Source organism: Haladaptatus pallidirubidus, assembly GCF_020700235.1.
Lineage (GTDB): Archaea > Halobacteriota > Halobacteria > Halobacteriales > Haladaptataceae > Haladaptatus > Haladaptatus pallidirubidus.
On record NZ_CP085301.1, the window covers coordinates 2624053 to 2637690 of the forward strand.

General features: G+C 60.2%; 15 protein-coding genes and 1 tRNA gene. 3 read left to right on the forward strand and 13 right to left on the reverse strand.

Annotated features, from left to right (window positions below; genetic code table 11):
* Window positions 1–9: 9 nt before the first annotated feature.
* On the forward strand, window positions 10–963 hold the full coding sequence (locus LIX15_RS14185; protein WP_227773825.1) for a hypothetical protein: 954 nt from the start codon (window positions 10–12) through the stop codon (window positions 961–963).
* Window positions 964–994: 31 nt separating this feature from the next.
* Here LIX15_RS14185 and LIX15_RS14190 read toward each other — a convergent pair whose 3' ends face one another.
* The 9 genes from LIX15_RS14190 to LIX15_RS14230 form a co-directional block, all read right to left on the reverse strand.
* Window positions 995–1462 (reverse strand): FlaD/FlaE family flagellar protein, encoded by a 468-nt coding sequence (locus LIX15_RS14190; protein WP_227773826.1) that lies wholly within the window; start codon window positions 1460–1462, stop codon window positions 995–997.
* Between the two features lie 88 nt (window positions 1463–1550).
* Window positions 1551–1925 (reverse strand): hypothetical protein, encoded by a 375-nt coding sequence (locus LIX15_RS14195; protein WP_227773827.1) that lies wholly within the window; start codon window positions 1923–1925, stop codon window positions 1551–1553.
* A gap of 292 nt (window positions 1926–2217) precedes the next feature.
* Window positions 2218–3684, reverse strand: a complete 1467-nt coding sequence (locus LIX15_RS14200; RefSeq protein WP_227773828.1) for an oligosaccharide flippase family protein — start codon at window positions 3682–3684, stop codon at window positions 2218–2220.
* Window positions 3681–5018, reverse strand: coding sequence for a sulfatase-like hydrolase/transferase (locus LIX15_RS14205; RefSeq protein WP_345412349.1), 1338 nt, complete (start codon window positions 5016–5018; stop codon window positions 3681–3683). Before LIX15_RS14205 ends, LIX15_RS14200 begins: the two co-directional genes overlap by 4 nt.
* Window positions 5015–5920, reverse strand: coding sequence for a hypothetical protein (locus LIX15_RS14210; RefSeq protein WP_227773830.1), 906 nt, complete (start codon window positions 5918–5920; stop codon window positions 5015–5017). Before LIX15_RS14210 ends, LIX15_RS14205 begins: the two co-directional genes overlap by 4 nt.
* Window positions 5917–6591: a glycosyltransferase family 2 protein gene (locus LIX15_RS14215; RefSeq protein ID WP_227773831.1), complete on the reverse strand. Its 675-nt coding sequence runs from the start codon at window positions 6589–6591 to the stop codon at window positions 5917–5919. The genes LIX15_RS14210 and LIX15_RS14215 overlap by 4 nt, the downstream gene beginning before the upstream one ends.
* Window positions 6563–7744 carry a glycosyltransferase gene (locus tag LIX15_RS14220; protein ID WP_227773832.1) on the reverse strand — a complete coding sequence of 394 codons (1182 nt, stop codon included), beginning with the start codon at window positions 7742–7744 and terminating at the stop codon, window positions 6563–6565. Before LIX15_RS14220 ends, LIX15_RS14215 begins: the two co-directional genes overlap by 29 nt.
* Before the next feature lie 179 nt (window positions 7745–7923).
* Window positions 7924–8940 carry a histone deacetylase family protein gene (locus LIX15_RS14225; RefSeq protein WP_227773833.1) on the reverse strand — a complete coding sequence of 339 codons (1017 nt, stop codon included), beginning with the start codon at window positions 8938–8940 and terminating at the stop codon, window positions 7924–7926.
* A complete protein-coding gene (locus tag LIX15_RS14230) occupies window positions 8937–9368 on the reverse strand; it encodes a histone (RefSeq protein ID WP_227773834.1) in 432 nt (143 codons plus the stop codon). Before LIX15_RS14230 ends, LIX15_RS14225 begins: the two co-directional genes overlap by 4 nt.
* A 148-nt stretch (window positions 9369–9516) precedes the next feature.
* On the opposite strand from LIX15_RS14230, the gene LIX15_RS14235 reads away from it, so the two are divergent.
* The gene (locus LIX15_RS14235; RefSeq protein ID WP_227773835.1) at window positions 9517–9723 is read left to right on the forward strand and encodes a hypothetical protein; all 207 of its coding nucleotides are present in this window, start codon (window positions 9517–9519) and stop codon (window positions 9721–9723) included.
* Here the strand turns inward: LIX15_RS14235 and LIX15_RS14240 are convergent.
* Together LIX15_RS14240 and LIX15_RS14245 are read right to left on the reverse strand one after the other, a co-directional pair.
* Window positions 9720–11144 carry a single-stranded DNA binding protein gene (locus tag LIX15_RS14240; RefSeq protein WP_227776895.1) on the reverse strand — a complete coding sequence of 475 codons (1425 nt, stop codon included), beginning with the start codon at window positions 11142–11144 and terminating at the stop codon, window positions 9720–9722. The genes LIX15_RS14235 and LIX15_RS14240 overlap by 4 nt on opposite strands.
* Before the next feature lie 215 nt (window positions 11145–11359).
* Window positions 11360–11944 carry a hypothetical protein gene (locus LIX15_RS14245; RefSeq protein ID WP_227773836.1) on the reverse strand — a complete coding sequence of 195 codons (585 nt, stop codon included), beginning with the start codon at window positions 11942–11944 and terminating at the stop codon, window positions 11360–11362.
* Window positions 11945–12107: 163 nt separating this feature from the next.
* On the opposite strand from LIX15_RS14245, the gene LIX15_RS14250 reads away from it, so the two are divergent.
* Window positions 12108–12180, forward strand: a tRNA-Arg gene (locus tag LIX15_RS14250).
* Window positions 12181–12221: 41 nt separating this feature from the next.
* On the opposite strand, the gene LIX15_RS14255 is transcribed toward LIX15_RS14250, so the two are convergent.
* Window positions 12222–12965 carry a class I SAM-dependent methyltransferase gene (locus tag LIX15_RS14255; protein WP_227773837.1) on the reverse strand — a complete coding sequence of 248 codons (744 nt, stop codon included), beginning with the start codon at window positions 12963–12965 and terminating at the stop codon, window positions 12222–12224.
* Window positions 12966–13254: 289 nt separating this feature from the next.
* Window positions 13255–13623 (reverse strand): DUF7344 domain-containing protein, encoded by a 369-nt coding sequence (locus LIX15_RS14260; protein WP_227773838.1) that lies wholly within the window; start codon window positions 13621–13623, stop codon window positions 13255–13257.
* Between the last annotated feature and the right edge of the window lie 15 nt (window positions 13624–13638).

Consider the following 13638-nt stretch of genomic DNA (forward strand, 5'->3'; position numbering starts at 1 on the left):
GACAGCAGTATGTCTATTTGGGAACGGTACTCTCTCCAGAACGCGCTCCGAGTTCTGGAAAACCCATCGCTCCTTCGAGGAGAAACGCGGCGACTCCGCAAGGACGCACTGAACGCAAACGCCTACGTTTCGCGGTTGTTGAACACCGACGAGCGTATGGACGTGATGGCGGAGGATTGGGACAATCTCGTCATCTTGGACGCCTGTCGATACGATATGTTCGCGGCGAGGGCGAACATCGGCGACCGAGTGACGAGCAAACTCTCGCCGGGAAGCGAGAGTTGGGAGTTCATGCAGGAGAGTTACGTCGGGAAGGAGTTCCACGACACGGTGTACGTCACGTCGAACCCTCACGCCTACAAACTTCCCGACGGAACCTTTCACGCCGTCGTCAACCTGCTGGACGACCATTGGGACGATACGTTTCGAACCGTCATGCCGGAAACGATGGTCGAACAGACAGTTTCCGCGTTCGAACAGTACCCCGACAAACGCATCATCACGCATTTCATGCAACCGCACTTCCCCTTTATCGGCGAGAAGGGTCGCAAGTTCGGCCACGCTGGTATCGAGATGCCATCAGATGACCACAGCGGCGAACCGCATCCGTGGAACGCCCTCCTCTACGGCGAGGCGGAGAACGAATCCGAGATAATCGAAGCCTACGTCGAAAATCTCACCGTGACCCTTCCACACGTCGAGGAACTGGTGGACGAATTCCCCGGAAAATCGGTTATCACGGCGGACCACGGTAACCTCATCGGCGAGCGAACGTATCCGATTCCGATTCGAACGTTCGGTCACCCCGGCGGATTACATAAACGCGAACTCATCGAAGTTCCGTGGGCGGAAATCGACTCGGAGGAACGCCGTGAAGTCACGGCAGAAGCACCGAAAGTCCGCGAAGAGATGACCGACGACGTAATCGAAGATCGGTTGCGGAACCTCGGTTACGCGGAGTAAACGAACGACGGGCGACATTCGGGCGAGCGAACTACAGGGTGGCGAGTCGGGCGATGTAAACCAAACTCAACACGTGATCGTTCGTGTCGAAGTCGGCGGGTCCATCCGGGCCGAATCGGTCTACCTCAGAAAAGCCGTACATATACGACTGAAGGGCTTCACAGGCCGGTTCGCTCAACCAACCGATTTCCTCGTAGTACGAGAGCGCGTTCGAACTGTTTTCGAATCCGGCCTTCTCGATGAGGAAATCGAGCCATTCGAAGACGATGACCTCCGCACCGTATCTGCTCGGAAGCAGGGTCAGGTAGGGCTTTTCCGGAAGCGACCCGGACGCGAGAAACTGCGTTTGCAGTTTCATCAGTTCTTCTCGCTGGCTCAGTCGAAAGATGTCTTCTGCAGTTTGGCCGTCGTCGCTCGCGGAGAGGTCGAGCGGCAGCTCGCCCTCGTCCGCCATCCTGCGAAGTTCCCGCAGGTCGTAGTCGGCGGGTTTGATAGTCATTCTGATATTTGGAATACAATCTACTAGGCCTATTTAACTCTTGATGCGACGCGATTCGCCAAATAAGCGTCAGAAAAACGTCTATTTTCTATTCGTCTACCGATCCGCCACGGACTTTTCGCGCGAGGGCGATGACGCCGAGGAGGCTGACCAGCACGCCGACGACGCCTGCGGCGCTTTTGCCGCGTCCGGATTCCGCGTTGAACTCGTCCGTTTCAAAATCGTCCGTTTCGAGCGACGCCGAGTCGTCCTCGGTTTCGTCGGACGGTGCGCGGAGTTTTCGAGCGAACAGTGCGACAGCGGCGACGACGAGAAGACCGACGAGCGGTTTTATCAGCGAGACGACCGACCGCTCCGACGATTCGGTCTTCGTGCGCGCACTCGCCGGTGCAGTGTCCTCATTGGGGTACACTCGTTCTTCGACGAGTGCAGGTTTTTCGATGTTGACTTCGAGGAGCGACATCACAGTCCTGTTCGTCCCCAATCACCGTTATACCTTCTGGCTTGTTCGCTCCCACCATGCTCCGGGTGACTATCACTATACATACCATTCAACACGCCAAATTTACCCGTCTGGCGAATTTTCCGAGTATGATGGTGGCCATCCGCGTCCTGCTGGTTGACGACGAACCTGACCTCGCGAACACGACGTCGGATTTCGTTCGTCCCATCCGAGGGGTGGGGTATCGGAGGCGGTGGAGACGCTCATCGCCGAAGGAAAGAACGTCGAGAAGCTAAAAGAGCGAGTCGAGGAATTAGAACGACGCGAACGACCCGCGAACCGCTTCTTCCAGAGTGTGTCTGACGCCCGGACTCACAGCTAAAAGGAGGCCGACGTAGACGCCGCCGCCGATCGAAACGAGTACCGCCAGATCAATCCACGAATCGACGGGAAACGAAGCGTGCACCGTCGAAACGACGGCAAACATGGTGAGGCCCGCACCGACCTGTTCGACCATCGGGCGCGAAATCGGAACGAGTCCCGAAACTGCTCGCCGGAGAAAGTGGAGGCCGCCGAGATAGACCAGCGTTTCCGCGACGATAGTCGCGATCACGACGCCGATTGGGCCGAGTCGGAGCGTCAGCAGAACGCCCAAAACGAGATTTGTCGCGACTGCAACCGCCGACAGTCGCATGGCCACGTCGGGCCTGTCGAGTCCGTTGACGGCCTGCACCAGCGGTCCGCTCTGGCTTCGGACGACTCGGTATCCGGCGAGCCCGACCAACAGGGGTGCGGCGTTTCGAAAGTCGGGGCCGTAGACGGTCACGACGAGTGGTTCGGAGAGCGCGAGCGATCCGAAGAGAATCGGAACCGCGAGTATTCCAGCGTAGGCGATGATGTTCGACACGTCGCGCCCGACGCCACTTCCGTTCTCACTGCCGTCCCCCCCGCGAGCGCGGCGAGCACTCACCGTCGACATCAATCCGCGTCCTGCAACGTCAGCGACGAACACCGCTGGAAGCGTGAGTTTCCATGCCACTTCGTAGAACCCAGCCGATGCCGACCCGAGCAGAAACCCGAGCAGAAGCACGTCGAGGCGGTCGTACGTCGTTCCCAGTATCGTCGTTGGAATGCTGTACCTGGCGTAATCGACCAGGCTTCGGAGGAACGCCCGGGACGGAATCGCGGGTCGCGCGGAGACGAAGAGTGCGATTATCGGAAGCGTGAGTGCCGATGCGGCGACGAGGCCGTACACCATCCCCGCCCCGGCGATTCCGGGGAGCGCGACGAACCAGAGTTGAAGAGGGAGGGTGAGCGCCGAGCGAAGGGTGTCGTTCCACGTCGCGGCGCTGATTCGCCCTCGGCCTTGGACGAGACTTTCGATTGTTTCGTACATCGACTCGGTCGCCAGCAAAAGAACGAGCAGAACGGGTGCGAGCGCGAGGCCGGTGTACGCTCGCAGAGCGTCACCGGCGACGAGAACGGCGACGACGGCGAGTGCGACCCAAAAGGCGTTGAACAACAACTGTGCTCCGAACGCGGGCGGACGAAGCGCGTCGGACTCGGAGAGGCGCTTTTTCGCCGCGAGCGACCAGCCGTTCATCGGTCTGTCCGCGATTTTCGTCACCGCGAACAGCAGGTAAACGCCGCCGAACGTTGCGGGGCCGAGCCATCGGGCGAAAATGACGGTTCCGGCGAAACCGACGGCCGCCATGGTGAACTGGGCGGCGGTTCCGCCGAGCGTCTCCCTGCTGAGGCTGATTCCGTCCGCTTCGCTCATGCGTAGCCCAAATCGTGGAGTTGGGCTTCGACCGCCTCCGAGACGGTCACGTCGTCTTCGGCGACTCTTCTATCGAGTTCGTTCACGAGGGATTCGATTCGCTCCCGTGGCTTCTCTTTTTCTCCCACTTCGTGAAAACCGTTCGGTGCTTCCCATCCGTAGTAGCCGGGGGCGATTAGTCCGTGCATCTCTCCGTCGAGCGGTTCGGTATCGAATCCATCCCGTGCGAGTGCAATTCGGTGCCGATTCGTCAAACCGTGGTACTCCGCCAGAAATTCTATTTCTCCGGCGTTTTCGGCGGTTTCTTCGAGCAAACTGCGCCCTCGCGATTCACCGTCGATGTTCGCCACGTCGAGTACCGTCCGGTGAACGTCGAGGAGGCTAACCGTCTCGTTTCGGGTAGTGTCGGTTTGATAGTCGCCCGGCTCGTCCTGCTTCCTCTCCCAGATACAGAGCGGAATCCGCGTCACCTCGGGATACAGTCCGCAGAGGTGTTCCCACGCGTCGTACTCGCCCAGAACCTCGCCGTGGTCGGACAGCGTGATGACGTAATCGAACTCCGCGCAGAGCTCCGCGAAGATGGCGCGATACATATCCGAGAGGTACCGAACGCTGTCGTCGTACGCTCGCAGAATCGTTTCGGGGTTCTCTTCCGGGCCTTCGAGCGTCGCCCGCAAACCGTTCAGTTCGGGCGGCTCGACGGTTCGGTACTCCTCCGGCGGGGCGTAGGGCGTGTGGGCCTCCATCAGGTTGACGAACAGAAATTCGTTCTCGCCGAAATCGGTTTCCCGGACGAATTGGAGCGCCTCCGTCGCACCGTCGTCGCGGGTCGCCTTGCCCCACCCTAAATCGCGGAGTTTTAACAGTGCGCCCCGCCTGAGCGAGGGAATCATGTCACAGTCACCGGTCAGCACCTCGTGCAGAGCATGAAGATAGCGTTCCGCGCCCTGTTCCCGTGTTTCGGCGATGAATCCGTCCCAGTCGAAGACGTTCTCAGAAAGGGCTTCGAGTCGCCAGCTGCCCTCAAACTGGTCGAATCCGCGGTGGAAATCGAACGGTCGGGAGACGTTGACGTTTGCGCTGAACGCCCGCGTGGCGTACCCTGCTTCCCCGAACGATTCCGCGAGAACCGGCTCCTCGCAGTCCAGCAGTTGCGCCCCGGCGTACACACCGAGTTCGCTCGCGTACTTTCCCGCGAACAGAGAGGCGTGGGCTGGGACGGTCCAGTGCGAGGTCGAATAGGCGTTTTCGAACCGTTGGCCCGGAAGCCAGTCGAAGTGCGCGTCGAAGGCGTCCTTTCGGAGGGTGTCGAGGACGACGAGCGCGACGTTCATCGGTACCCCAACGCCGAAAGACGGTTGGCGACCGACGTTTCGGTTGTCTCCATCCACGATTCCGGGTCGTGCGACCCGGAATCGTTCGCGGTGGTGACGACCCACGGAACCTCGCGCAGGACGCGAATCGGCACTCTGTCCGGATGGCCGTAGACGTACCATTCGCCGAACCCGTTGCCGTGGTCGGCGGTCAGCACGACCCGGTGCGCATCGAGGTTATTGAGGAGGACGTTCACGTCCGAGAGGACGTACCGGAGGTTTTTTCGGTAGGATTCCCAGACTCGATTCCGGGTGAGGTCGCCCCTGCGCAGGCGCTCCCAGACGCCGACCCGATCGCCGAACTCGTCCCGGCTCATGGCGTCGCCCGGAATCGGGTCGGGAACCGAGGGAAAGTGCGGTTGCATGTAGTGGACGACGAGTTTTTCCGGGTCGTGTTCGCGCCCCGCCGAAATCGCGCGGTCGGTGACGGCGCGGGCGGGAACCGTCCCGAGTTCGTCGTCCCAACCGTCGCGCCACACTTCGTCCAACAGGGCGAAATTTGCAGAATCGAGGTGCTCGTCGGAGTTCGGATTCGCTGTGACGTGAACCGTGTCTGCGCAGTCCCGTCCCGAAAAGTTTGCGCGCATCCATTCGTCGGAGCGCGTTCCCGCCGACTGGAATCGGTTGACTCGGTCGATGAACGGAAACTCCGGCGCGACCTCACGCATGCAATCGACCCGACAGCCGTCGAGGACGACGAGCGCGTCCCACGGGTGGTCGTATATCGACTCGCCGTAGTTTCGGCGGTCACCGACTCTCCGGAGAACGCCTTTGTACAATTCGTAGGCTGATTTGTCCACACCGCGCCAGCCGTCCTCACGAACTCGACTCCTGCTTTCCGCGATCCAGTCTCCGAGCGTCATCGCCTCCCTCCGACGTACCGAACCCTATCGACCGTGTTCCAGAACCCGCGCCGCCAAAGCCAGTCGTTGACTCGCCCGACGGTCGTGTGCGGGACGATTCGCTCGCGATAGCGAGCGGGATATTCGCGCCGAAGGCGCGCTTCCTTTTCGTCGTCGATGGTCGCTCGCGTCCTGTCGGGGTGGTACATCAGCAAATTCGGGTCGTAACGACAGGTTCCGTGCGATTCCATCCGCCATCCGAACTCCGTGTCGTCGCGCCATCCGGCGTACTCGCTGTCGAATCCGCCGACGGAAAGCGCCGTTTCGCGGTCGAACACGAGGTTACAGCCGACGTACAGTCCCTCGCCGTGATACGTTCGCCCTCCCTCTACGCTCCCTTCGATGCAAATCGCGTCCCCATCCGAAAGCGCCTCGTCGGCCTGTGCAACCCAGTCGTGCGGTGGTCGGCAATCGTCGTCGGTGAGGGCTATCGTGTCGGCCGTTGCGGCCTCGATACCGGCGTTTCGAGCCTCGCAGATGTCCAGCTTCGCATCGTCCACCACCACCACTTCGAACGCCGTCATCGTCTGATTGCGGAGGTCGGTCACCACCTGTTCGTGGTCGTTCGCCGGAAGCGTCGGAATCACGACCGACACGCGAGGCTCAGTGGATGTGTACGGTTTTCGTATCATCTGTGTTGACTGCGGAGCGCTTCGAGGCGGCTTCCGCGTGCGCTTTGTTGACGAGTTCGAGGAGGTCTTTTGCGAACGTCGCGCGGTCGTATCGTTCTGCGAACCGTCGGATTTCGTCGGCGTCGAAATCGTCGGGATCGAACCGCTCGACTGCGGCCCGCAGTGACGCCACGTTCGGTTCGAATCGGAGTCCGGTTACCCCGTCCACGACCTGTTGGCGGGTGTAGCCTTCGTTCACCCCGATGAGGGGTTTTCCCGCCGACAGCGCTTCCGCCCCGACGAGGCCGAAATCCTCGTCCTTGGGAGCGTAGACGACTGCGGTTGCACGAGCGACCACGTCCTCGACGTCGTCCACGTAGCCGAGCAGTTCGATGTTGTCGCAGTCGCGCGCCTTTCGTTCGAGCGTTTCGCGCTCCTCGCCGTCTCCGACGACGACGAGACGCTCGTCCAATCCCGCAAAGGCATCGACCACGAGGTCGATGCGCTTTTCGGGCGATAGGCGCGACCACGTCACGAAGTAGTCATCGTCGCCGCCGTCGTACCAGTCGCCGGTTACCGGTGGATAGAGGACGACGGCGTCCCTGTCGTAGTATCGCTGGATTCGGTCGCGCACCAGTTCGCTGTTGGCGACGAACTGGTCGACGTAGTCGTTCGCCTCCTTGTCCAGCGTGCGCCACCACTTCGCGTACGCCTTCAGCGCGAACCGGACGCCGGGATAGTCAAACCCGGACAGGCGCTCGCGGTAGAGGTCGTACAGCCACCGCGGCGGACTATGCGGATAGTGAAGCACCGTCTGCTCGATGGGGGGTACGTAGGACTTCGAGAGCGGCGCGCTCTCCACCAACACGTCGTAGTTCACCAGCTCGTCGTGTGCGTCCGTCAAATCGAGCGCGACCAACAGCGTTTCCAGCGGGTTCATCCCCTCATTTTTCCATTCGAGGAATCGGCCGGAGACGCCGCGAGTGTACTTCTTCTGTTGAATTGGGATGATAGTCACGTCCTCCGGGGGACTGACACCCTCCGCGACGTACGCGGTGTAAATCGGCGCATCGAGCACTCGCGCCGTCTCGATGGCGAACCGTTCTCCGCCCCCCATGCCGGGAAACCGGTCGTGCAACACCGCCGAAGTAACGCCCTGTCGTTCCTGCTTCATTGGCCCACCCCATCGGGTCTGGCAATGGTACACCGTAGTCGGATATAAATTGCATGCCAGATTTGAGACAGAGTGTCGTCGCTCGCGTCAGGATATTCTCTCGGAATGTCGTATCGATGAAGGTCGCGCTTTTCGGAACCTCGTGTTCGAGACGTCCGGCTTCCACCGTTTGAGAAACGCTACACCGAATCCAATAGGGGATGTGACGAACGAACTTCCGAAACGGATTCTAGCACGTCCTCGTCTGCTTCTTCCTCGGGGACGACTGGTTCCATCCCGTCGAACACTTCGTGGACGACTGCGACCCCATCGGAGAGCGTGTCCAGTCCGTAGCCACCCTCTAAAACGAATCCGAGCGCAGAATCGACTTCGTCCGTAACCTCGCGAACGTGCGCCGTGAGCATGCCGTACCCTTCCGTTGAGACGCGCATCCGAGAAATCGGGTCGTGACGATGGGCGTCGAACCCCGCGCTCACCAACAGCAGGTCGGGATCGAACGCCGTAACCGCGGGCGCGACGAGTTCGTCGAACGTCGTTCGATACTCCGGATCGCCCGACCCCGCCGGGAGCGGGACGTTGAGGGTCGTTCCTTCTCCGTCTCCTTCGCCGACCTCTTGAATTTCGCCCGTCCCCGGATACAAACCCTCTTCGTGAATTGATGCGTAAAAGACGTTCTCGTCGTCGTAGAAGATGTCCTGCGTTCCGTTTCCGTGGTGAACGTCCCAGTCGAAGATGGCGACGCGTTCCGCTTCGCCCTTGTCGATGACCGATTGGGCCGCGACTGCGGCGTTGTTGAAGAAACAAAATCCCATGGCGTCGTCGCCAACGGCATGGTGTCCCGGCGGTCGGCCGAGTGCGAACGGCGTGTTCCGCCCGTCGTCACCCGCCAACGCCTGCTCTGCCGACCAGCACGACAGTCCGGCACTTTGCAGTGCGGCGTCCCACGTTTCTTCGACTGCGACGGTGTCAGGATCCCAGTTTCCGCCGCCGCCTGCACAGAACTCCCGGAACTCCGCGACGTAGCCCGCGTCGTGAACCGCGGTCACCTCGGATTCCGTCGCCGGGGCGGGGTTGATATACTCGACACCGTGCTTGCGCGTGAGCGCCTGTCGAATCGCGCGCAGGCGGTCGGGCGTTTCGGGATGGCGCTTGCCGGTGTCGTGAGCTAAACAAGCCTCGCTGTAGCCGAATTTCATTCGAACAGCCTGAAGTAAGTCTCGATGTCCTCGGCCTTAACCGTTCGCCGATCCGCGTGATGCGCGAGAACCGACGCCGCGGACGCGACGTTGTCCGCGTAATCCTCGAGAATGTCGGCCAGTGCGACGCGCGCACCCATCGCGACACGATAATCGTTGTCAATATCGAGGCGAGCGATTCGGTCAACCGGAGCAACTGGCAGGGTGAGGTCGTCCTTATCGATGACTTGTTGAACGCCGAAATCGTCCGCCATCAACGTCTTCCGTCCGTCCTTCGTCGCCTGCTTTGCCGCGTCCGCCGCCAAATCCGCACCGTGCGTTTGAATCCGACGGGCGAGTTCTTCTGCCGCCCCCGCACTGACGCGGAGGGATCCCGCGTTTCGTCGGATTATCGTATCGACCGGCGCAAACGGAAGCTCAACGCTCATAATCCAACAGCGGGAGTGTGTCGTCCTTAATCTTTCCCTACGGCCGTTCGCGGCAAACCGGACGGGGTAATGGCGTCGGTGAGATAGCAGGTCGCCCAGCGAATCTGCCAGCACGAATAAGAACGATGACGTTGAACCATCGGTTACGATGAGCGACGATAACCCACGCGGACGCGACCGAAAGCTGGCCAAAGAGAAAGAAGAAGAAGCGGAAGGAAAGAAAGAGGCCGAACAAGCCCGCGAAGAGGAACTCGAAGACGAAACCGAAGTCGAACACGACGAAGCGCGCGAGGACGCCGCGGCTGACGAGCAGAACGTCGATAACCACCGCGACGAAAAACCGTTCGAGAGTTAAAATACGTCTTCCGCGTCGAGTTTCCCGTCGCGGAGTTCGCCTCGGGCGGTAACTTCCTGTCCGAGGTGAACGTCCGCGGTTGTTTCGACGCTCACCGTTTCTTCACCGTCGTCGAGAACGACTGGATTTCCGGCCTGAACGACCGTGCCGGTAAATTCGACTTGCTCGCCAGCAGTGCTGTCGGCCGTCTCGTTCGTACTCGTTGTATCCGTGCCGTCGGCATCCACTGAATCGGAATCGCCAGCATCGTCGTTGCCACTGAACGCGCCGAGGCCGGTCGTCTCGCCGTCGCTCGACTCGGTGGATTCCGTCGGCGAACCGCTGTCGAGGACGGTGATGGTGGACTGCCATCCCGCGGAGGCTTCGATGTCGTCGGCCCAGCCGTCTTTCACGTCAACGTCCGCGAACTGAGCTTTGTCGCCCGGCGCGAGTTCGTGGTCGGCTTTTTCGCCCCAGAGGGCGACGCGGATGTCGCCCGTTTCGTCCTGCACGCGGACGTTTTTGACCTGTCCTTCCGACCCGTCGTCGCGGTCGAACGTTCGTTTCGGGTCGGCGGAGCGAATCACGCCCGCGATGTCCACTGTGTCTCCGATTTGGAGTTCCGCGATTGGCGTGCTTTCGGGAACGTAGTCGATGTCCGCGTCGATGGTTTCGACCGCACCGCGGTTTCCGACGTGGAGTTCGAGGTTCCCGTTTCGTTCGCGCACGTAGCCATCGACCACTTCGACCGAGATACCGGGCGAGAGTTCTTCGGCGGTATTCGCTTGTTCGTCCCAAAGCGTGACGCGCAGGCGGCCCGTCTCGTCGCCGAGGGTCAAGTTCGCGACCCGTCCTTCGGAACCGTCGTCGCGGTCGAACGTTCGGACGGCGCTGGTGTCCAACAGCTTACCTTGCAAATTCACGTCGGAGAGACCGAGCGAGAGGTCGGAAATCGAGTAGGTGTCCTGCACTTGTACGTCGATTTCCGCGTCCTCGTCCTGTTCTGCTTGGTCGACGCTGACTTCAGTTCCGTTGTAGCCGTCCTTCGGACGACCCTTGATCCGGAGCACTTGTCCGGGTTCGAGTTCCTCCTTCGCGGCTTCCGCCTGCTCGTCCCAGAGAGAGATGCGAATCGACCCGGTTTCGTCCGCGACATCGGCGTTCAGGACGCGACCGTCCTCGTCGTCCCCGTCGCGGTCGAATGTTCGAACATCGCCGACGCTGGTGACTTTGGCGATGAACTTCACTTCGTCCATGCCGGGTTCGACGTCGGCGACCCCGTTCACTTCGTCCTCATCTAGTTCGTGGGCAATGAGCATCGCGGCGGTTTCCTCGTCCGCGAGCCCGCCCATCTGTTCGACTTTTTCCTCGACGGCGTCCCGGAACTCGTCCAGAGAGATGTCGGCGTCGAGGTCCCCATGTACCTCGTCTATAACGCCCATAATCGTACTCTGGTGCAGGGTTGGCCGTCGCTTAAGCGTTGTCTTTGTGTCGGGCAACCGACGCCGTCCGGCGATCGTCTCGCGGACGGTCGTCTCGTAGGCGGTTGTCTCGCGTTTTGACTCATGGAAGACAGTGGTTGCGTCCTCCAAAATAAACCTACGTCTCGCAGATGGTCGTAATGTTATTCGTTCTCATGCTGTGGTTGGCCAACCTCTCACGTTTCCTCGGTGGCCTCTCCGCTTCCGTGTCCCGCCGAGGTTATTTCCTTCGTTTCGCCTTGGCTCTCGTGGGAAACCGACACCGACGTCGGAACGCCGGAATCGAACGCGAACTCCGATTCGTATTCGATTGCGCCGATACACTGCTGGCACGCGCTGGCGCCCTCGGTTTCCTTTTTCTTCGCGCGGATGGTAATGTCCATCGTTCCCGATTCTCGGTCGTAGTTCACGTTCCCCAGTTTCGGGACGTAGCAGGGGTCGCTGGTTCGGATGGTACCCGTCACGACGACGGTCGATTCCGACTCGTTGAACTCGACCGACGCCCCCTCGGATTTTTCGTCCGCACATCCGGCGTTGACAATTTCGACCGAACGATTTTGGAGGGAGGGTTTGGATTCCGTCGTGGTGTCTTCAGTCGTCTCGTCGGTCGTGGTTTCAGTTGTCGTTTCTTCGGTCGGCGTGGATTTGTCCTTCGTGTCGTCCGGTGCTCCGCCGGGCGAACCGCCGTCGCTGAGGCACCCGGCCAGCGCGCCAACCGTCATCGCCGCACCCGCCTGCTTGAGGATGGTTCGTCGTTGCATATCAATAACCTCCGTGCCCATCGTAAAAGAAGTCCCGTAGGCGAAAATAGCGATTTGAGTTATCCGCATATTCCGCTCGCAGATATTCGAGAGACTGCGTGGCACACCCACAGTACACCCAGACCGTAACCCCTATTAAGGCAACCGCGAAAGGAATGAATGAGTCCTGGTAGGGTAGTGGACTATCCTCTTGGCTTGCGGAGCCAGGGACCGGAGTTCAAATCTCCGTCAGGACGGTTTTCGAAAACACGGTCCCGACGAGTGGAACGAGTCAGTGCTACTTCTCCGCCCGAATCAGCACTTTCTCGTTACTGAATCCGCGAACAGTTCCGTCTTCGATTGAAACGTCGTACACAGTCTCTGCTTCCGGCTTTCGCACGAGTTCGGCCAATTTTTCTCGTGATCTTTCGTCGGGATTCGTGCGCTCGACCCACGATTCGTACTCAAGTTCCTTGCGCATAGTGGCGACTTCGTCGATAGTGAACCCGGCCTCGCGGAACCATTCAAGCCACTGTGCGGCGGAATAGGCTTCGCCGTGCGTTGCGTCGCGGAGGCGTTCGAATCGGTTGTAGAAGTCGGTCAACTCGTCTTCGGGCGCGACGTTGTCCTCGAACGCGAAAACGCCGCCGGGGGAGAGGATACGGGCGCCTTCGTTCACGAAGGCGCGCGGATTCGGAAAGTGGTGGGCCGCGATTCGGCAGGTGACGGCGTCGAAACTGCCATCCGCGAACGGGAGGCGTTCCGCGTCGGCGACGGTTCCGGGGAGGGCGAACGCCTCGGTTGCGGTTTCGACCATTTCGGGAGTCGCATCGGCGGCGAGGACGGTTTTCGCGTTTTTCTGGAGTGCCGCGGCGGTGTGGCCCGCGCCGCAAGCGATGTCGAGTACCCGATTCGCGCCGTCGCACCACGACGCGAGGAGTTCCAAGTCCACGCCGGACTGGTGAACGTCGCTGTCGAGGTAGGAACCGGCAACGTTGCCGAAGGAGGTCGTCGTCGCCCGTTTGTGGTTGAGGTCGTTCATATCGATGCTACAACTGTTGGTGGTATGATGGTTGGTGTTCGGTCAATTTTGTCTGGACGAGGTGTGAGGATGTCGTGCAACGCGTGATATGGTTTCACAAGCCAAATATGCCTCTAACCGTGACACTTTTCAAGCCTGCCCAAGTATTTACTCGTGTATGAGTAAAATAGAAAACTACCGGCTGTTCGTACAGGATTTGAAGAAGTGGGCTGTGCAGAAGGCGGCTGCAAAGTAAATCGCTCTTTTTCCGCGCGACGAGGCGAACGACCAGTTCCGACTAGTATCTGATTCAGTTGCTGTTCTCGCTCAGCGGCCGCTCCACCCGCGCCGCGAGGAGTAAGAACAGACCGAACAGTCGACTCGGTTCCCGAAACCGCGCCATCTCTGTTCTCGAATCGTACTCTACGACGCCCGCATTCGCCAACTTAGGGAGGTCTACGTTCCGCAAACGCGCCATCGTCTGTTCGAGTTCCATTTCCGTCACGTCGTCGGTCGGTTTCTCGCGCCTCCACGCAGTGATTTGCAGAGCGATGTTTTCGAGTTCAGTAGCGGTGTCTACCTCGTGGAGATAGTAGAGTACGTACCGTCGCTGTTCGTTCGCCATCAGTCGGAAGATTTTGTTCAGTGACCCCTCGTCAGCAACAGTTCCCTGCGACATCGCCTCTCTGGAATA

Bases quoted from the DNA above. Each gene is read 5' to 3' on its own strand.
- LIX15_RS14195 (WP_227773827.1), bottom strand. From the start codon at position 1,925: ATGTCGCTCCTCGAAGTCAACATCGAAAAACCTGCACTCGTCGAAGAA.
- LIX15_RS14230 (WP_227773834.1), bottom strand. From the start codon at position 9,368: ATGAGCGTTGAGCTTCCGTTTGCGCCGGTCGATACGATAATCCGACGA.
- LIX15_RS14255 (WP_227773837.1), bottom strand. From the start codon at position 12,965: ATGAACGACCTCAACCACAAACGGGCGACGACGACCTCCTTCGGCAAC.
- LIX15_RS14240 (WP_227776895.1), bottom strand. From the start codon at position 11,144: ATGGGCGTTATAGACGAGGTACATGGGGACCTCGACGCCGACATCTCT.
- LIX15_RS14245 (WP_227773836.1), bottom strand. From the start codon at position 11,944: ATGCAACGACGAACCATCCTCAAGCAGGCGGGTGCGGCGATGACGGTT.
- LIX15_RS14200 (WP_227773828.1), bottom strand. From the start codon at position 3,684: ATGAGCGAAGCGGACGGAATCAGCCTCAGCAGGGAGACGCTCGGCGGA.
- LIX15_RS14215 (WP_227773831.1), bottom strand. From the start codon at position 6,591: ATGATACGAAAACCGTACACATCCACTGAGCCTCGCGTGTCGGTCGTG.
- LIX15_RS14185 (WP_227773825.1), top strand. From the start codon at position 10: ATGTCTATTTGGGAACGGTACTCTCTCCAGAACGCGCTCCGAGTTCTG.
- LIX15_RS14220 (WP_227773832.1), bottom strand. From the start codon at position 7,744: ATGAAGCAGGAACGACAGGGCGTTACTTCGGCGGTGTTGCACGACCGG.
- LIX15_RS14235 (WP_227773835.1), top strand. From the start codon at position 9,517: ATGAGCGACGATAACCCACGCGGACGCGACCGAAAGCTGGCCAAAGAG.
- LIX15_RS14205 (WP_345412349.1), bottom strand. From the start codon at position 5,018: ATGAACGTCGCGCTCGTCGTCCTCGACACCCTCCGAAAGGACGCCTTC.
- LIX15_RS14260 (WP_227773838.1), bottom strand. From the start codon at position 13,623: ATGTCGCAGGGAACTGTTGCTGACGAGGGGTCACTGAACAAAATCTTC.
- LIX15_RS14225 (WP_227773833.1), bottom strand. From the start codon at position 8,940: ATGAAATTCGGCTACAGCGAGGCTTGTTTAGCTCACGACACCGGCAAG.
- LIX15_RS14190 (WP_227773826.1), bottom strand. From the start codon at position 1,462: ATGACTATCAAACCCGCCGACTACGACCTGCGGGAACTTCGCAGGATG.
- LIX15_RS14210 (WP_227773830.1), bottom strand. From the start codon at position 5,920: ATGACGCTCGGAGACTGGATCGCGGAAAGCAGGAGTCGAGTTCGTGAG.